Genomic DNA, 20197 nt, shown 5'->3' on the forward strand with positions numbered 1-20197 from the left:
CTTATTGCGTTAGCTCGAGCACCTTACAATCCTGGTACTCTGGATCAATTTCAATGAAAACAGTTTCTATGTTCTTGCGGAACCAACTGTCAATGGCTTTCCCTTTTTTCTCGTTCAACGCTGCGGTGGCTATCTTCTGATAGTCATCCTGCAAATTAGCCAGGTGCGGCTTAGACTTAGACTTCAGGTAAAGTATACGCACTGCTTCCTGGCCATCATCAGTACGGAAGGGAACTGGTTTTGATATTTCGCCTACCTGCATGGTGTCAATCACAAAGAACATAGCCGGGTCAACCTGGTCCATTGGGATGTACATGCTGCCTGTGGAACGGCTCGTGATCATACCACCTGTATCTTTTGTATTCTTATCGTCAGAGAATTCCTTGGCCGCTTTGGCAAAAGTAAGGCTGTCGTTTAATATCAGCGTACGAATGCTGTCTAATGCAACGGATGCCTCTTTCACATCTACAGTGGCCGTTGCCGGCTTGATAAGAATGTGACGTGTGTTAAACTCCTGGCCTTTACGCTCAATCAACTGGATCAGGTGAAACCCGAATTGTGATTCGATCACATTGGATATCTGACCTGGTTCAAGGCGTAAAGCAGCTGCCTCATACTCCGGCACCAGCTCCTTCTTTTTAAAGAAGCCCAACTCGCCACCTGCCTGTGCTGACCCCGGATCCTGGGAGTATTTCTTTGCGAGTGTAGCAAAGTCTTCGCCGGCAAGTATACGCTGTCTGATAGCTTCCAGTTGCTCGCGCGCAGCCTGTTTCTGTTGCTTGCTTACCTGGGCGTATTTCACGATCTGGCCTAACTCCACTTCACTTGAGAAATAGGGCAAGCTGTCTGTTGGAATCGTGTTAAAATATTTTTTGATCTCTTTAGGAGTCACTTTTACCTTACCGGCAATCTGCTGCTGCATCCGCTCCATGATCATCTGCTCTCTGACAGTAGTGCGCAGTTCTTCTTTTAACTGGCGAATGCTTTTGTTGTAATACTGTTCCAGGCGCTCCACACCACCCACCTGAGCAGTAAGATACTCTACGCGGCGGTTAAGCTGATCTGTTACCATAGCATCTTCTACCGTTACAGAGTCAATTTCGGCACGGGCAAGTAAAAGCTTATCCTGTACCAGAGAACGGAAAATATCACATTTGATCGCCTCGTTTGGCTGTTGCTTTGACTGGGCCAGGTATTGCAGGTAGTTAAACTCCAGCTCAGACTTAAGGATAACGTGGTTGTCTATTTTGGCGATAATGCCATCCACCTTACGCTGAACCGGTACCTGTGCAAATGCCGTAACGGAAGTAACGATGAAGCAAATTGCAACAAAGGTAAGCCTGGCAAATTTGATTGTCTTTCTCAATGTTATTCTTCTTTTTAAAACACGCTGCTTAATCAACGTGCAAGATACTGCTTTATTCTTAGTTTCGAATTCTGCCTGGTTGTACAGCAAAAAAAGGACCAGCCTCAGGTGAAACTACTGTTTAATGATTTTCTCTACTTCTGTTGCGTTCACGCTTACCGGATACTTGCCACGCAGTTGTTCTACCCACTGTTTCTCGAGGTAATTCTGGTAATCTGAAATGGCAAGTCCGCGTGTTTCATTCAACTGCTTGTATGCAGGTTCCAACACCTCTGAAATGATGATCAGGTACTCACGTCCATTTTGTTGAACGGTATAAGTGCCTTTCTCCCACTTAACAGTATCCAGTACTTTGTTATCTCCCTTCTGAAATTTCTTATCTGTTATCTGAACACCAAGCGGGTTGTTTTCATTTAGATTATCCGCAAGCGCACTAAGTTCGGATGTGTAAAGGGTAAAGGAAACGCGGCGGTTGCGGCGGCGGCCAGTCTCAGTATTGTCCGGACCTGCCTGCTTTGCTTTGCCAAGTACATTCATCGATAGCTGTGAAGCCGGAACACCTTCTTCCTGCAGGTATTTAACGATACGTTGTGCCCGTGCGGCGGCAACATTGTCTTTAGAAGCTGCTTCGCGGGCATCGGCATGGCCATTCACATCCAGGGAGAGGGAAGGGTTGTTCTTCAGAATCTCCGCAAACTCATTTAACCTGATGGTCGCTTCTTTGCTAAGATCAGCTTTGTTCTGCTCAAACATCACATCTGTCAGGTTTGCAGATTTTACCGGGTAATGACGGTTGTTTAGCTGAGCTGCTGCTTTGTTCAGCAGGTCTTTGTTAGCGGCACTAATGATGGTGGCCTGCACACGCGGTCCCCATTTATATTTCTCCTTGTTCTGCTCGTAATATGCTTTCAGGCCAACGGAGTCTTCCACAGCTTTAGACCATACTTTTTCGTCCATTAACTGGAAAAGCAGGATGCCATCATGGTACTCCTGCACCAGCATGCGGTAATCCTGGTACTTATTGGCCAAATTAGCTTTCTCGTATTCCATCAGGCTCTTATCAGCAAAGGCATCATATAACTGGCCCATAGCATACGCTGGCGTGCCAGAGGTGCGGGGGCGCTGCTGCTCTTTTACATAAGTATAAAAGTCGCCAATAGTATAAGGCTTGCCCTGAATAGTAAAGAGTGTCTGCCCCAGGGTTTTGTCGTTGGCGTCAAAATCCCAGGCTGCCTTCAGTAATTCATCAGATGCTTTGGCAAGGGCGGCAGTTTTAGCTGTGGCATTCTCAGTGAAGTTGTTCTCTGCTTTAATGCGCTTCAGGAAAGCTGTTTTGTTTAGTTCTGATCGTGAATCCTTGGCTATTTTGTTGCGCAGGTTTTGCTCCATGTCTTCAAACGGAGGCAAGCCTCGCTTGTCGATCAACTTAATAATGTGCCAGCCATATGGGGTTAGTACCGGCTTGGCTATGGCGCCTTCTTTTTGCAGGTCGAAAGCGGCATCTTCAAAATTAGGGATCATGCGGCCCGTGCCAAACCATGGCAGTTCGCCACCGTTGCTGGCAGAGTTAGCATCTTCCGAAAACTCAGCGGCCAGCTTATCCCAGCTCTCATTTCGTTGCAAGCGCTTGTAAATAGCGTCAATGCGCTGCTTGGCTACCAACGAGTCTGCTTTAGGCATGCCAGGCGTTGCGCGAACCATAATATGCGCTACCTTAACCTCACCTCGTGCCGGGCGTTTGTTGTGCACTTTAATCAGGTGATAACCAAAACGGGTGCGAACAGGGGCAGAGACCTCTCCTTCCGGAGTTTTATAAGCGGCATCTTCAAAAGGGTAAACCATTTGCATGGCTGTAAAGTAGCCCAGGTTTCCTTTGTTCTCAGCCGCCGAAGGATCTTGAGAGAACTCCTGTGCTAATTTACCAAAGTCTTCCCCGTTTTGTACGCGCTGGCGTATAGCCAACACTTTATTGTAAGCGGCCAGGGTATCCTCAGGTGCTGCATCCGGTAGTAGCGTGATCAGGATATGAGAGGCGTTAACCTCCTGCTGCAGGCGATCATAAGCCTGTTTTACCAGCTGATCTGTTACGCTCTTTTCGGTCAGGTAAGGCTGTGCAAGCTGCTCCTTATAGCCTTCCAACTCACGCTTAAAAGCCATTGTTGTATCCAGACCACGGTTCTCAGCCTCCTTAACTTTTAATTTAAAGTTAGTATAAAGGTTAAGGTAGTCGGTTATACTCTCGCGTGTATAAGCATCGTCGTTGCCAGCGTTGTTTTTTTCGTAAACGTAGCGAAACTCTGATGTAGAAATTGGCTCGAAGCCGAGTGTCGCGATGGCTGGTTCTTTGGAATCGTTCTTCTTGGTTGCAGTACATCCGGCCACAAACAGGGCGGCTGCAACAAGTAAGTGGTTGCTGCGCATAGGTTGATTATAAACAAGAATTTGTTTAGCTGATCGGGATCAGATCATGCAATTTTAATTAAATTTTCTGACAGATTAGTCAAAAATTACCACTATAATACTATTGCATTCGGTTTTGTTCCGAATAACGGGAAAAGGTGTATAAAAGTGTGCTTGAGTGGCTTATTTAATTTTTTTGTAGAGGATACAAACATTTTTGCTGCCATTGGAGGTAAACTCCACTTTATCCATGATCCGGTTAACGAGCGCTATGCCTACCCCGCCTTTTTTTCCGATACGGATATGCTCTTCAATATTGGGCTCCTGGTATTCTGAGCGGCTGAAAGGTACTCCCTGGTCAGCTATCTCAAAACTTATCATTTCCTGCTTTTTCTGAATAGTCAGGGAAATAAATTTATTCGGGTCTTCCTGGTTGGCGTGGATGATGAGGTTTGCACATATCTCATCCACAGCTAATACGATCTGGTTCATCAGGATATCTGAAAGCGTAAGGGCATGCAGATATTCCGTGACAAAGTCCCGTATCAGCTTTAAATTCTTTTTAGTACAATTTACCCGAATGGAATTATTCATCTGCAATGGTCATGGCTTCGTCGTAATCCGACACAATGGTCATCAGTAGATCCAAGCCCAGGATTTCGAAAACATTACGAACCTTATCCTGCATGTTAAAGAAAATTAACTTTATCTGCGCATCTTCAAAACGCTGCAAGTGTGAGATAAACACACCAAGGCCGGCAGAGGATATGTAGTTCAGGTTTTCACAGTCTACCAGGATCTTGTGGTATTTCATGATCTCCGGGTCAGATAGTTCCTCATCCAGTATTACAGAAGAGCTGGCGTCCAGTTCACCATCAAGGGTTATGATGATGGTGTTGTCTTTGATTTCGTGTGTAATTTTCATCGGCATATGTACGGCTCTTTTAGTCGTTTGTTTGTAGAGGTTTAAATTTTATAACAAGCAACGTTTGGTCATCATATAAGTTACCTGGTCCGGTAAAATCTTCCAGGTCATTTATTATCGCGCATTTTATGTCTTCTGCTTCCAGGTGATACGTTTGAGTCAGCATGTATTTTAAGCGGTCTTCACCATATTCTTCATTTTCCGGACTACGTGCCTCTACAATACCGTCGGTGTAAATAACCATTACATCGCTAGGGTTATAGTCGTAGTACATCTCACGCACGTGGTTGTTGTAGCTTTTGTCGCGGATAATACCTAACCCTAACCCATCCGTCTGAAAGTAAAACACGTCTTCCATCATAGAGTTATAATACAAGGTATGGCAGTGGCCCGCCCTTGCAAACATAAAGCCTTTCATTCTATAATCTATGATATATAGCGCGGAAGTAATGAAAGAAGTTTTCTCGAGGCAACGGCTAAGGGCACTGTTAGCCTGTTTCATAAATTCGCTTGGAGGCATATCCTGTTGCATCAGGCCATGAAAAATCCCTTTCATCTGGGCCATGTGGAACGCAGCGGAAATACCTTTGCCTGATACGTCGCCTATTATAATGGCAATACGCGACTCGCTAAGCTGCAGGAAATCATAAAAATCGCCTCCTACTTCCTTGGCTGCTACAGCATGTGTGGCCACTTCAAACCAGCTGTCGGTAGGAAAGGTTTTAGGTATAAGGCTTTCCTGTACCTGTGTTGCAATCTTAAGTTCCTCCTTGTAACGCTCATTTTGCAACGACTCGTTTACGAGGCGCAGGTTCTCGATAGTTAGTATCGTTTGGCTGGTGAAGGTACGGAGCACATTAACTGTTTCGCGGTCAAAGCCCTGTTCAATATCCTTTAAAAGGTATAGCACACCGAACAAGTGTTTTTTGGATTTGATTGGAAGTATGATCAGTGATTTCCAGGGCAGCGTAAGGTCTCTGAAGCCGGGGTTACGATCCAGGTTATTGTTAATGTAATCGATGTTCTGGATGTTGTATGCCAGTAACAAATGGCGGATGCGGGTAATTTGCTCTGCATTAATATTAAGTATCTGTGATACCTGTGGCTCACTGTTCCGGATCAGTTCAAACCAAGCGGCGCTGGCATCAGAAGCTTTAATGGTGCTCCCGAAGAGCATTTCGTATACCTGAACATCACTTTGGCCCTGCTGTATGGATTGGCTGAGACGTTGGAAGTTAAGGAGATCTTCGCTTTTTTGCTCAAACACACTGGATGTGGGCAGGCTAAACAAAGACACTAAGAAAGCTGCGCAAGTGTACAAGCCAACAAACAGCATTGCCAACAGCAGGAAACCAACATTAGTATAATCTATAACCAACTCCTCACTATCTGCTAACTGATAGAAAAAGCGTGTGAAAATGTAGCAGCTGAGCAGAATGGCTCCCAATAGTACAAGCGATCTGCTTTTGTTGTTGAAAGTCAGATATGCCACCCACTTCAGGTTGGTGCACAAAAAAAGGATGTAAAAGCTGAGCAGCGCCAGCAGTGGTAAAAATATGTAGCTTGTATAATTAAAATTGAGCAGTGTGAGCAGCAACGTTCCGAATACGAGCAGCTCAAACCAGTCCCAAGCTATCTGCAGGAACTTGTTTTTGTGGTAGAGCAGCAACTGTCGCCAGATATAAAACGCCTTTGCCAGGAATACAACCAGCAATGCGAAGTTTATCTGGTACACGAAATGCAGCAGCAAAGGAGAGCTAACATTGTAATAGCTGGTAACAATCCTGTAACCCAGGAACAAGGCAACACTGACATAGGCGGCCACGCCAGCCTTTGAAAAGAGATTCCAGAGGTAGCCAATAAAGTCGATGCCTTTCAGGCTTTCGGAACTAATGCGCTGGAAAAGGAAAACCGACACAATGAATACAACAATCAGCAGGTTGTTGACAAGCGGTATCGCCAGCTTGGCAGAGCCAGGCTGCTTGATTGCTTCTGCGCTAAGCAAAACATTCAGCAACAGCAAAGCCCAGCTAATAATAGCTGTCGTAACAAACAAAGATTTTGCGTTCGTTTTGTATAGCATAAAACGGAAAACCGAGTGTAACTTTTGCTGCGTTAGAATTTGTATATCCTGAAAGATTTTATTAGTGAAAGGTAAGAAATTTTTTGCTCTTAGGTCAAAGTGCATGAATTTGTTTGTAAAACAACCTGCATAACGTAAAAAGATAGTGTTTGGTTAATATTAAATGAGCTAGGGCTATAAAAGAGCACCCCTGCATTCCGGTAGCCGAAATGCAGGGGTGCAAATAATTTTATTAAACGAGGTTTATTAGCGACTGTAGTTTGGTGCTTCGCGCATGATCTGTACATCGTGCGGATGGCTCTCACGCAGGCCGGCTCCAGTGATCTTCACCATTTTGGCTCCCTGCAGATCTTCTATGCCAGGGGTGCCGCAGTAGCCCATACCTGCTCTGATACCACCAACCAGCTGGTAGATCACTTCATTTACAAAACCTTTGTAAGGTACACGACCTACAATACCTTCCGGAACCAGTTTTTTGGAGTCTTTTTCGTTGCCCTGGAAATAACGGTCCTTCGATCCTTCTTCCATTGCTTCTACAGAACCCATGCCCCGGTACGTTTTAAACTTGCGGCCTTCGTAAATGATCATCTCGCCGGGAGCCTCTTCGGTGCCAGCCAGAATAGAGCCAACCATTACGGTACTGGCTCCGCCTGCCAGAGCTTTTACTATATCACCTGAAAATTTAATACCACCATCGGCAATCACCGGTACGCCTGTACCTTTCAGGCCTCTGGCAGCTTCCATAACTGCAGACAGCTGCGGTACGCCTATACCTGCTATCACACGTGTTGTGCAAATACTACCCGGGCCTACCCCTACTTTTACAGCATCAGCTCCAGCATCGGCAAGTGCCTTGGCACCTTCAGCGGTGGCAATATTGCCTGCTATAAGTTCCAGCTCCGGGAATTTGTCCTTTATCATTCTAACAGCATCCAGTACGCCTCTGGAATGGCCGTGGGCTGTGTCTACGCTGATCACGTCTACGCCAGCATCTACCAACGCTTTTACGCGGTCCAGTACATCGGGCGTAACCCCAACGGCAGCGCCAACGCGTAAGCGCCCAAATTCATCTTTACAGGCAAACGGGCGGTCTTTCTTCTTCAGAATATCTTTATATGTGATCAGTCCGGCCAGTTTGCCGTCTTCATCCACAACAGGTAATTTTTCAATCTTAAACTCCTGCAGGATATCTTCCGCTTTAGCCAGATCAGTGCCTTTTTTGGCAGTTATCAGGTTTTCACTGGTCATTACTTCAGCGATGTTAAGGGTAAGATCCTTCTGGAAGCGAAGATCACGGTTGGTGATGATGCCTGTTAACTTGCCTTCATCGTTTACTATAGGTATGCCGCCTATCTTGTTCTCCGTCATGATCTGAACAGCATCCCCTAAGGTAGCATTCTGATTCAGCGTGATAGGGTCCAGGATCATTCCGCTTTCCGAACGCTTCACCTTTCGCACTTGTTGCGCCTGTTTTTTAATCGACATGTTCTTGTGGATAATACCAAGACCGCCTTCCTGTGCCATTGCAATAGCAAGGTCAGCTTCTGTAACGGTATCCATAGCGGCCGAAACAAGCGGAATATTTATGCGAATGTTGCGCGTTAGCTGTGACGAAGTATCGGTTTGATGGGGTAATACCTCGGAGTAAGCCGGGAGAAGAAGCACATCGTCGTATGTGAGTGCCTCAAATAAAATGCTTGACTGTTCAGAGAGCATGGCAAATAAATTAGGGGTCCTTATTTGCCGCGTAAAACTACAGAAAATAGTTGAGATTATAACGCTAGCAATGGTAGAATTTTTTTTATAAGCCTGTCTGGGTCAGTATCTACACTTTTCAGGGAAGCTAAAATTTTAATATTTTGCCATCTCCGGATCTACTTGTGTGGCCCAGGCATGGATGCCCCCCTTTAAGTTAAGCAGGTTGTCGAAGCCCAGGCGCTGCGTAAGGTAATTAATGGCCTGTGCGCTTCTGAAGCCGTGGTGGCAGATAACTACCACGGGTATGTCGCGGCGAATCCGGTTAGCCTGCTTTGGGAGGTCGCCTAACGGGATTAATTCACCACCTAAGTTGCAGATCTCGAATTCGGATGGCTCCCGCACATCCACCAATTGTATTCTATTGTTATGTGCCAATCGCTCTTTTAGCTCAACAGCTGTGATCTCGTCCATACTTCTCGTTGCCAAATTGCCTTGATTATAGCGTATCTTTGGCAGTTATGTTTTGATTTACAAACTTAGCAACGATTATCCATTTTCGATATCTTTACCCTGTAGTTTTGCCCTATGGAAATTTCTAATATCGTAAATAATGTACTGGAGGCATGGCATGCCATGAGCCTGATCGAACTGATCGGGGTACTAACCGGTGTTGCAGGTGTATGGCTTGCAGCCCGTCAGAACATCTGGACCTGGCCTGTAAGCCTGGTTAGCGTTGCAATGTATGTTGTGGTATTTTATGAAGCGCGCCTTTACGCCGACATGGGGCTGAATGCTTTTTATGTGATCACTAGTTTCTATGGCTGGTACATCTGGTTGTATGGGGGCAAAGGGCATGCGGAACGTAAAGTAAGCCGCATTAGCAGAAAAGAGCTGGCGGTGCTGCTTGTACTAGGGCTGATGTTTACCTTGGGGCTTGGATACTTTTTAGAGAACTATACCGATGCGGACCTATCTTATACAGATTCGGCAACTACTGCGATTAGCCTGATCGGCTATTGGATGATGGCTAAAAAACAACTTGAGAACTGGCTTGTATGGCTTGTGGTGGATGTATTGTATGTTGGTGTTTACTTATATAAAGAGTTATACCTGACCAGCGGTCTATTCTTTGTTTTCTTTATACTGTCAGTAAAAGGCTACCTTGATTGGAAGAAGGACCTGGAAAAGATACCTGCTTTAAATGCCGTTTAATAATTTAGTTTATTAAGTCCAATTTATACTACTGATAGGTATAATCCGGGTAAAGAGCGACTACGTACATGTAGGTAAGCTTAAAAAATTTAAGCACCCTGATTTTGAGGGAAGTATGTGTAACGCTTAACCTGAAGGAAATGAAGCAAAAGAAGTTACTATTACCCGAAGAATTGAAGTATTCCAATCGTTTAAGATGGGGCTATGAGTCGCCAGATGAGCATCCTAAAAAAATGTACCTCAAGCAGTATGGCGATAAAGTGGAGAAGGAGTTAGAGGTGTACAACTTTTATGACTACAGCTTCTCCGGAAACTAAACTTAATCCGGTCTGGTGTTGGTCTGGACTTTTCTTTTCAGAACGATAACATCCGTATTCCCTGTCTTTTTTACACCGTTTACTTTAAAAATTTATTTACCTTATCTAAGGTCAGATAGCTTTCGTTAGAAAAATGTAAAGCTGTCTGACCTTAATTTTTAACCTGACATTGCAAGGTAACAGGTTAGTATGTAGTATGTTGTAAATGTTAGTATTGATTTTAAACGGTTTATGCTAAACGATAATAATTTGTGATGCTCTCACAGTAAGTAATATGATACAAATAAGATTAAAGTCACTTAAGAAATAAGCAGTAAGGAGGCTGTTTAGAAAGGCGGGGTGCCGGGAGCTTGCTCTCAGGCACCCCGTTGTTTTTTAGGGTAACTGAACCCGGAGGGTCAGCTATTTTTGTTTAAGCTGTTTTTAATCTCTGGCGTAAATTCCTGTCTTCTTTTTTGCGCTTTATAAAAGTAAAATATTATACATAAATAATACTTTACTACTTTCTTAACCACATTTACCACGTAAATATTTACGCTCACATAAGAATGGTTAGATCAGTATACTTTATGATTAAATATGAAAATATTATTATTTAATATTACGTAAGCAGTTTGTGGTTGCGCATGAACCCATATGGGCTTTATATTAAATCCGCGGTGGTACAGGTGTAGACCTGAACAAAATTTATTAGTGTATAAGATATACCACTAGCAAAGCTGGTGCACAATTTACTACAGCTCTATAACCCTTAATAGAGTTTAGCCTCCTTTAAATAACATAACTGCTTATGAAAAAAATCTGCCTTACAAAAAAGGTAGGCTATGAGAGTATTGCCTCCGGTTTTGCTCAGCCTCCCTAAAGCAATCATGTAAAATAGCACTGGTTCCTGACCAGGTGCATGCCTCCTTAATCCTTAGCCGTGAGATGTTTCTCTTTCCCGGGCAGGAACAGCTATGCCTCAAATTTGGGGCACATGCATAATCAGAATGCAATTTAACACAAACCAATATGATAAACATTTATGAAAAGTTTGCAAAATCGAAAAGGTAGAATGGATCGCCCTTTGGTTAAGAAGTTTTGGTATTTAGGGCTTCTCGTTTGTTGCTTTATGCTGCTTAGTAATTGGGGATATTCACAAGTCCCAACAAAATGTGGAACAGTTAATTGTACATCAAACGATGTGCAGGTTGTAAGAGCTAAAATCGCAGATGTTAACGGTGAATTATTTAAATGTTCTGGCTCTGAAGTGGTGAGCGAAGCTTATTTATTCTTAACCCTATCAACAAAGACCTCAAGAGTTGGAGTATATCTGGCCGCAACTCTTTCAGTTGATAATGTAAATTACTCAATTTCAAACTGTTTTAGTGATGTATTAAATGGTAACAATAATGTTCTGAAAGTTAAGTTACCTACGGGGGCCTTTAATTGCGGAGGTAAGGCCACATTAAAAGACATCTTTACTGCCTGGGGTACTGGTAATACGAGCTTTTGTCTGAGTGAAACAGATGTAAATTGTCCAGAGACTAAATCAAAATGTAGCTTTATAAGCGGAGATGCAATCATAGTACAAACGACACCTTGTGAAGCACCTTCTATACGCCAAAGTCCTATAGCAGATACTAAATGTATAAATGGTGCAGCCTCATTTACTGCAAAATATGTAGTGAGCAATGTGGCTAAAATTACTACAAACCATGTTTGGCAAGTTTGTACAGATGGAAGTTGTACAACTGAGTCTTCCTGGAGTAACTTGACTGTCGCTGCACCTTATACAGAATCAATATCTTTATTGGATGGTATTAGAACAACTACATTAGGGATTAGTCCTGTTGTAGCCAGTTTAAATGGGAATAAGTACCGAGTTCTGGTTACGAATACAACAAACGATAGCAACATCCCGGTTGAGGAGAGAGTATGTCCGGCTAGTACGAGTGCAGCTTTATTAACCATTAGTCCGAATCTTCCTGCTAGTGTTAGTATTAGTTCTAACGCGACTGCTAACACTATCTGTCCGGGCACAAGTGTAACCTTTACAGCTACGCCTACTAACGGCGGCGGCTCTCCAACTTATCAGTGGAAAGTCAATAGTACCAACGCAGGTACCAACAGCGCTATCTTCACCAGTTCTACGCTTGTCAATGGAGACAAGGTGAGTGTGGTAATGACCTCCAATGCCACGCCTTGCCTGACCGGGTCCCCGGCTACGTCAAGCGAAGTGACAATGACTGTGAACGCTTTGACGGGAGCAACCTCCTTCACCTCTGGCCCGACAACAGTTTGCCAAGATGCAGCTAACTCCACCTTCGCGGCCACGGCAGCGAATGCGACCAGCATAAGCTACAGCGTCCTTCCTGCTACGGCCGGCACGATCAACGCCTCGTCAGGGGTGATGGACTGGGCAGCAGACTTCAGCGGCAAGGCCACCATCAAGGCGACGGCCACCGGGCTCTGCGGTAGCACGTACGCCGAGCGGGAGGTGACGGTGAGCCCCACTACTGTAGGTGGTAGCTTGGGCTCTGCTCAGACAATATGTAGTGGAAGTCAACCTACCAATGACCTTACCCTTAGCAACTATGTAGGTAACGTGGTTAAATGGCAGAGATCAACAACTGAAGGTTTTGAAGTGAATACAGTTGCAGATATTACTAATACAACAAACACGTTGACAGCTGCAGCTATAGGGGCTCTAAGCCAGGACACATGGTTTAGAGCGGTAGTAAAGAGTGGCGTTTGTAACGAAGTAACGTCTGGCATATTAAAAATAACGGTAAATCAACCTCCAACCACGGCTACTGTAGGTAACATGCAAAATCTTTGCGGTACTTTAACCTCTAATGCGTTAGGAGGCAATACGCCAAGTACAGGCACTGGTTCCTGGAGCAAAGTAAGTGGGCCAGGTAATGTTGTTTTTAGCGCTGTGAATAGTGGAAGCTCAACAGCAACGGTTACTGTTGCAGGTGCCTATGAACTAAAATGGACTATTGTAAATGGAGTGTGTAGTTCAAGTTCAGCTACCATTACAGTGAATTTCTATACGACACCACTAACTCCGTCCGTGAGTGCAGTTCCTCCGACCTGTACAAGCGCAAATGGCACAGTTACAGTTACAGCGCCACTAGATGGAGGTGGTATTGATTATGAATACAGCAATAATGGTGGTACATATCAGGATGGTGTAAACTTTACTGTAGCTGCAGGTGCAAGCTACAGTATTACGGCAAGAAGAAAGGTAAATGAAGCTTTTGGGTGTGTGTCTGTCGCAAAGACTGGCACCATGGCTGCACAGCCACCAACACCAGCAGCGCCAACTGCCAGTGCAACGCAACAACCTACATGCGCTGCACCTACTGGAACAATAACAGTTAGCAATCCAAACTCAAACTATACCTATACCTTAAGTCCTAACCCGTTAAATATAGCCTACAATAGTGGCAGTTTTAGTGGCTTAAGCGCTGGCAATTATACAGTCACAGCTACGCTTAACGGCTGTTCGTCAGCATCTAGTTCAACTGTTACTATAAATGCAAACCCATCAGCACCGGCTAGCCCTGTAGTAAGTATAACTTCACAGCCAGGCATTTGCGGACCAACTACCGGCTCGGTAACAGTTACTTGTCCAAGTAATCCGGTAACTGGGGATCCTGTTTATCAGTATCAGAATGGAAATGGAAATTGGCAAACAAGTCCTGTATTCTCGAACATTGCTGCAGGTGCAGGTTTTAGTATCAGAGTTAGGAGAATAAGCGATATTAGCTGTGTGTCTGAGGCAACAACCTGTACAAGTCCAGGTGCTGCTACATGTGAGGCTGGGATAACGTCACTAACTTCCCAATCCACCAGCTCTCTCCAAGCTACAGAAGCCAAGACAGCCAAAGATCAATTAACTGCTTATCCGGTTCCATTCTCGGAAAACGTGACGCTGGAGTTTAAAGCAGAGCGTGATGGGAACTATGTGATAAACCTCTACGACATGAAAGGCTCACTTCTGAAGCAGCTCAAATCAGGTACTGCTAAAGCAGGAGAAGTGACCCAAATACAAGTAGACGGCAGAATGATGGCTGAAGGAATGTACCTGGCCCGTATGGTAAGCAGCTCAGGGGCAAAAACTATTAAACTATTGAAGAAAAACAAATAAGCAGTAAGGAGGCTGTTTAGAAAGACGGGGTGCCGGGAGCTTGCTCTCAGGCACCCCGTTGTTTTTATGCTACCCTGGCTGCGGTGTTTTTATGAAGCTATGGCCCCTTTAATATGCTGCGACTGCATGTTAACCTTTGATATTTACAATCCATTTATATTAAAAATACACGATATTTTATATAAGTAAATTTTTAAAAAATTATACTTTATGTATATCAAAAATAAATTTATGACGTACCAATGCTGGTAAAGCTATATAGAAGTACACGAGTATGAAAATATAGCTATTCCATCATAACTCCGGCAGTGGAGGTGTAGCTATTGGGAAAGTGCAGAAGATGGTTTACTACTGCGAACGGATAAAAGATTGAATTTATTTCTTATGGTGCAAATATAAAACATGGGGAAATTATACATGCGAAACTTTTCAAAAACTACCTGCTTGCCAGAGTGCCTGCTGCTCAGGCCTACTTAAGACCCTGCTGCTTCTTATAAGCCGCAAAAACTAAAAAGCCTCCTTAATTGCGCAAATCACTTCTGCAGATGAGAAATCAAATTTCATCAGCACGGAATCGCTTTGCCAGTTTCCTGGGACATAATTAAAGAAATCATAACCAGAAAATTTAAATAAATGATGAACATCGACAAAAGTACGGCATGTTCGTCTGGTGTAATGGCAAAAGTGCTCTCCCTCTGGCGAAGCCTCTCCATGTACCTGGCGACAATCATGCTATGTAGTACGGCCTCACTTGCACAGACAGGGCAAGTGCCGGTAAACCCGCCTGCCGTGGGCTTTAATATTGATGGCGGCCTTAAAGTGAATTCAGCCTTAGGCGACTGGGTGGCTGGCTCTACAGGTACGGGGGGGCATATTTTCGAATCCAACGGAACAGTAGTGCCAGGATTAAATGCCAGGTTAATCAAAGAACCTTATAGCAGCAATTCAGATATCATATTTACAGAAGGAAGCAAGTTTAGCAGTAGTCCTACAGAATGGGCCTGGACTACAGGGAGTGCACTGGATAAAAATGATATAAATAACGCCATGTACCTGGTTACAAGAGACCCAAACACCGGGGACATGTGGATCATAGTCGGTGGTGACAGGCTTTCTACTAACGGAACCAGCTACATTGATTTTGAATTGCTTCAGAAGTCTGTTACCCGCAATACCAAAAGCAACAATTTTACATCGTTGGGTACGGATGGTGGCAGAACTGTGAATGACATCACAATTTCTGTAGGATATAGTGGGGGAGGCACTACGCCAACTGTAACAGCTTATATATGGCAGCCAAAAGCAGGAGGAGGATTTGAATATAGCACTATTCCGGCTGCGTCGTTACAGGGGAAAGTTTTTGCCGCTACCAATGCAGAGGTTACAGATGTGCCCTTCATGGCGTTTGGTAGTTCACAATATCAGCCTTCCGCCTTTGTAGAAGCAGCTATCAATATCACAGCCTTGATCGGGACAGTTAATCCTTGTATGGGGCTGAATGTTGACAATATCATTATAAAGACGAAAGCATCTGATGTACAGACTGCAGCCCTGAAAGATTTTGTGGAGCCGATTCCGGTTGAACTGAGTTTCGGTACAGCTGAATTTAGTTATGTAGAACCTTTATGTAAAAGAGGTACTGCGGACGTGAAATTTACAACAGGAAGTGTGCAGGGGGGTACGTTTAGTGCCTCGCCATCAGGCTTAAGTATCGACTCAAGAACAGGTCAGATCAACCTTGATGCCAGCACATCGGGTGTCTACACAGTAAAATACGACTTTTTAACCAACGGTTGCCCAAGGTCGGTTACAGCCACTGTTACAGTGGCAGACGTGCCGGCCGTTCCGGAAGCCACCGTAAAGCAGCCTACTTGTGGCGTGAGTACAGGAACGATTGAGGTAACTGCTCCAATAGGGCAGGGGCTGATGTATAGTATAGATGGTGTACAATTTCAGACGGGCACAACTTTTAGCAGCCTGGAAGCAAAAACTTATACGCTTACAGTGCGGAATAGTGCTGGTTGCACAGCTTCCGTAACAAAGGTTATTAACCCTCAGCCTGCCACCCCCGCCTTGCCCACTGCAAGCGGAGAACGTTGCGGACCTGGGGCTGTAACATTGACAGGCGGTGACGCCGGTGCAGGAAATATTTACCGCTGGTGGGCAACTGCTACTGCAGAAGAACCTCTGTCTACAGGTGCTACTTATACAACACCTGCACTCGAGGCAACTACATCCTACTGGGTATCTAACTATAACAGTACTACAACCTGCGAGAGCGCGAGAGTGGAGGTGCAAGCAGTACTTAACCCACAACCATCGGTTTCTGTGAGTATTCCTGCTGTTTGTGCCGGAACTTCAGCCATGGTTACGGCCAATGTTACAAGCGGTACCGGTCCTTTTACCTACACTTGGTCAGTGCCAGACGGCGTAACCAAGCCGGCAAATAATGTGGCCAGCTTCACGACAACCGTGCCAGGCAATTACAGTGTAATAGTGAAGGATAGTAAGGGCTGTTCGGCTGAGAGTGAGGTTGCTTCCCCAACCTTCAACCCGAACCCTGTAGCCAACGCAGGAGCAGACCAGGCCAAGTGTTCAGCCGGTGAAACAACTTCCTTTACAATGTCAGGGGCAGCCGGTAACGGTACTTACCGCTGGGCGATTGTGAGCGGAAATGCGGTTATCGCTGATCCTGCTGATCTGAATACTGGTGTAACAGTAACGGGTACTGGTGATGTAGTGCTAAAGCTAACCACTACCAGCAATGCGGATCCGGCTTGCGAAACAAAAGCGGATGAAGTGAAGCTATCTGTGAATCCTCCTGCCGCATTAACAGCTCCAACTGCACTTATAAAATGTGCAGGAGAAGAAGCCGTGTTCATGACCACAGTATCAGGCACTGGCGCTTCCGCTGGTAATGTAAAATGGTATAAAGGCACAACCTTACTTTCAGATGACGCTAAATGCAAGATCACCGTTGACGGTGATAAATGCATCATGACTATAACAGGTGTGGCAGTGTCGGATGCGGGTATGTATAAAGCCATACTGACAGAAGCAACATGTGACTCTCCTGTACAGACAGTTAGCTTAACGGTAAACGAAGGAGCGCAACTTTCGGCCCTGACACCTGTTTCAGTCTGCGTAAATGAAGTGGATAAGGTGCAGTTTTCAACTACCGTAGCAGGCACTGGCGCATCTGCCGCCAATGTGAAATGGTACAAAGGTGCGGTCATGCTATCAGACGATGCTAAGTGCAAGATCACGGTAGACGGACTAAAGAGTACAATGACACTTACGGGAGTAGAAATGACAGATGCGGATACGTATAAGGCTGTTTTAGCAGATGCAAGTTGTGGTTCGCCTGAAACGTCTGCTTTGTTAACCGTTTATGCCGCCCCAGCTACTCCAGCGTTAAGTGAGCAGGTATTCTGCAGCTCGGCTAACGCCACTGTAAATAGCCTGCCTCAGAACGGAGGCGTTTATACGTATTATATGGCTGCGGAAGGTGGTGAAGCCCTTGCACTTACAACACCATTAACTACTGGTACATACTATGTGATGGCAACTGGGGTGAACTGCTCAAGTGCAAAGAGTGCGGTAAAAGTAACCATCGTTGATAAACCTGATGCGGATGCCGGGGAAGGCAAAGTACTTACTTGTGCTGTGAAGCAAGTGCAGCTTTCTGGTAGCAGCTCTGCTACTGCGGGCATAGCGTATGCCTGGGAAGCTACCAATGGCGGGCACATTGTATCTGGTGCCGACACACCTACTCCAACCGTTGATGCCGCAGGCACTTATACCTTAACTATAACCACTTTGAAAGGTGGCTGCGTTGCCACCGACAAAGTGATCGTTACCCAGGATGAGTCTGTGCCTGTTGTGACAATAAGTGCTGCAGCCGATCCAGTGCTTACCTGTAATGTCAGCGCCATAGAGCTTACTGGATCTACCAACATTAGGAACGCCATGTTCAGCTGGACCGGGCCAAATGAATTTACTTCTGATAAAGAGATAATTACTGCTACAGTGGCAGGAACATACAAACTGATAGTTACAAACAAGGACAACGGATGCGCTGCTAGTAAAGAATTTAGTGTGCGTGAAAACAAAGGAGTGGATGCAGAAGCCGGTGAGGCCAAACTGTTAAACTGTTCTGTAACTACTGTTACTTTGAAGGGTTCTACATCGGTTCCAGAGCAGTACGCGAGTATTGTATGGACGGCTACCAATGGCGGACACATTGTATCCGATGCCAACACCCTTACTCCTACAGTAGATGCGGCAGGTACTTATACGTTATCGGTTAAAAACTTAAGTAATGGCTGTGTGAAAACAGATGCGGTAATGGTGGTGGAAGATATCCGTACACCTGACGTGCAGGCACAGGGCGGTACATTAAGCTGTTCAACGGGAACTGTACAGTTGATGGGGTCTTCCTCTAAAGGTGGAGTTTCATATCGTTGGGTTGGCCCGGGTAACTTCTCATCAGATGTTCAGAATCCGGTTGTGTCAATGGCAGGTGATTATACCTTATTCGTAACACACCCGCTAAGCGGCTGCTCAGCCAGTGCGGTTGCAACAGTAAACCCTGCGCCAGTAGTAAATATCGCTAACCCGGTTCAGGTGTGCCATAGTATGGGCTTTGACCTGGAGCAGAAAGGTTTGATCACTACCTTTAAAACAGGAGCTGGGCCTGTAGCTATCATGGGCAGAAAACGCAATGCCGATGGTACGTGGGAAACAGCAAATTACGCAGCCATGTTCGATTCGCAGGCACCAACCGGAAATGACCACGACCTTTACACCACGAACTGGGGCAAGGTGCTGATCATCAACCAGGACCTGAGTAGCGTGCCGAACGACAACCAGTGGGGTGGCGAGCTTATCCTCGACTTCTCCGCTTTCGGCCCCGTAACGATGAACTCCCTGAAGGCACTGGATATTGACAGCTACGAAGGCAACTCGTGGGTGTACCTGTACGACAAAGATGGCAATGAGCTCAACAAAGTACAGCTGCAGAACTTAGGCGATAATTCGAAGCAGGATGTAGCTCTTGGCAATACAAAGGGTGTCATGAAGATGAAGGTGGTACTTGATGGGCGGGATGCTTCCGGCGGGTTTGCCGGTTCAGGTGCCATTGACGAGATCCAATTCTGTGTGGAGGCCGATGCAAAGCCAGCCTGCGATGAGATGAGCTTCAACTACGAACCGAACGGACTGATCACTACCTTTAAAACAGGTGCAGGCACCGTAGGTATCTTTGGTAAGAAACGTAATCCGGATGGCTCGTATGCCATAGAAAATCATGCAGCCATGTTCGATTCGCAGGCGCCAACCGGCGATGATGCTGACCTGTATACTGTGGATTGGGGCAAGGTGCTGATCATCAACCAGGACCTGAGTAGCGTGCCGAACGACAACCAGTGGGGTGGCGAGCTTATCCTCGACTTCTCCGCTTTCGGCCCTGTGACGATGAACTCCCTGAGGGCACTGGATATTGATAGCTACGAAGGCGACTCGTGGGTGTATCTGTACGACAAAGAAGACCAGGAGCTTTACAAGGTGCAGCTGCAGAACCTGGGCAATAACAGCAGGCAGGTAGTGGACCTTGGCAATACTAAGGGTGTCATGAAGGTGCGCATTGTACTTGATGGCCGCAACGAGATGAATAGCCTGGCTGGCTCAGGGGCCTTCGACGATATACGTTTCTGCCTGGAGCCGGTGGTAGTGGAAGAGTGCAAGGATGAGGTACCGCCACAGCAGGAAGAGCCAGTCCTGACCGAGACAGAGAAACCGACTGTATTCCCGATGCCTTTTGCCGATAGAACGACCATCGAGTTTAAGACGCAGAGAGCAGAGAACTACGAGGTGAACCTGTATGCTGCAAACGGAGCACTGGTCAGACATCTGACAAAAGGCACTTCCAGAGCTAAGGAGGTAAACAGCGTGGAAGTAGATGGCCGAGGTCTTCCTAACGGTTTATACTTTGCCCGCATCCTGAGCGGTTCTGAGGTTAAAACAGTTAAGCTCATTCTCAAGAGATAATTAAGAGATA

Annotated in this window: 11 protein-coding genes; 4 read left to right on the forward strand and 7 right to left on the reverse strand. The window is 45.6% G+C overall.

Annotated features, from left to right (window positions below):
- Position 1: 1 nt before the first annotated feature.
- From ACSX1A_RS19985 to ACSX1A_RS20015, 7 genes are all read right to left on the reverse strand, one after another.
- Positions 2 to 1366 carry a foldase protein PrsA gene (locus ACSX1A_RS19985; protein WP_439881397.1) on the reverse strand — a complete coding sequence of 455 codons (1365 nt, stop codon included), beginning with the start codon at positions 1364 to 1366 and terminating at the stop codon, positions 2 to 4.
- Between the two features lie 114 nt (positions 1367 to 1480).
- The gene (locus tag ACSX1A_RS19990) at positions 1481 to 3787 is read right to left on the reverse strand and encodes a peptidylprolyl isomerase (protein WP_439881398.1); all 2307 of its coding nucleotides are present in this window, start codon (positions 3785 to 3787) and stop codon (positions 1481 to 1483) included.
- A 162-nt stretch (positions 3788 to 3949) separates the two neighbouring features.
- On the reverse strand, positions 3950 to 4360 hold the full coding sequence (locus ACSX1A_RS19995) for an ATP-binding protein (RefSeq protein WP_439881399.1): 411 nt from the start codon (positions 4358 to 4360) through the stop codon (positions 3950 to 3952).
- Positions 4353 to 4691, reverse strand: a complete 339-nt coding sequence (locus ACSX1A_RS20000; protein WP_439881400.1) for an STAS domain-containing protein — start codon at positions 4689 to 4691, stop codon at positions 4353 to 4355. Before ACSX1A_RS20000 ends, ACSX1A_RS19995 begins: the two co-directional genes overlap by 8 nt.
- Before the next feature lie 19 nt (positions 4692 to 4710).
- On the reverse strand, positions 4711 to 6774 hold the full coding sequence (locus ACSX1A_RS20005; protein ID WP_439881401.1) for a GAF domain-containing SpoIIE family protein phosphatase: 2064 nt from the start codon (positions 6772 to 6774) through the stop codon (positions 4711 to 4713).
- A 246-nt stretch (positions 6775 to 7020) separates the two neighbouring features.
- A complete protein-coding gene (guaB, locus tag ACSX1A_RS20010) occupies positions 7021 to 8490 on the reverse strand; it encodes an IMP dehydrogenase (protein WP_439881402.1) in 1470 nt (489 codons plus the stop codon).
- 135 nt (positions 8491 to 8625) lie between these two features.
- Entirely contained in the window at positions 8626 to 8958 is a 333-nt protein-coding gene (locus ACSX1A_RS20015; protein ID WP_439881403.1) for a rhodanese-like domain-containing protein, read from the reverse strand.
- Positions 8959 to 9057: 99 nt separating this feature from the next.
- Between ACSX1A_RS20015 and pnuC the strand changes: the two genes are divergently transcribed.
- The 4 genes from pnuC (at position 9058) to ACSX1A_RS20035 (ending at position 20187) form a co-directional block, all read left to right on the forward strand.
- On the forward strand, positions 9058 to 9684 hold the full coding sequence (gene pnuC, locus ACSX1A_RS20020) for a nicotinamide riboside transporter PnuC (RefSeq protein ID WP_439881404.1): 627 nt from the start codon (positions 9058 to 9060) through the stop codon (positions 9682 to 9684).
- A 104-nt stretch (positions 9685 to 9788) separates the two neighbouring features.
- The gene (locus ACSX1A_RS20025) at positions 9789 to 10001 is read left to right on the forward strand and encodes a hypothetical protein (RefSeq protein ID WP_439881405.1); all 213 of its coding nucleotides are present in this window, start codon (positions 9789 to 9791) and stop codon (positions 9999 to 10001) included.
- Between the two features lie 1792 nt (positions 10002 to 11793).
- Positions 11794 to 14139: a T9SS type A sorting domain-containing protein gene (locus tag ACSX1A_RS20030; protein WP_439881406.1), complete on the forward strand. Its 2346-nt coding sequence runs from the start codon at positions 11794 to 11796 to the stop codon at positions 14137 to 14139.
- Positions 14140 to 14772: 633 nt separating this feature from the next.
- On the forward strand, positions 14773 to 20187 hold the full coding sequence (locus ACSX1A_RS20035) for a T9SS type A sorting domain-containing protein (protein WP_439881407.1): 5415 nt from the start codon (positions 14773 to 14775) through the stop codon (positions 20185 to 20187).
- Positions 20188 to 20197 lie beyond the last annotated feature (10 nt).

Origin of the sequence: Pontibacter sp. MBLB2868, from assembly GCF_051904785.1 — a bacterium.
GTDB lineage: Bacteria > Bacteroidota > Bacteroidia > Cytophagales > Hymenobacteraceae > Pontibacter.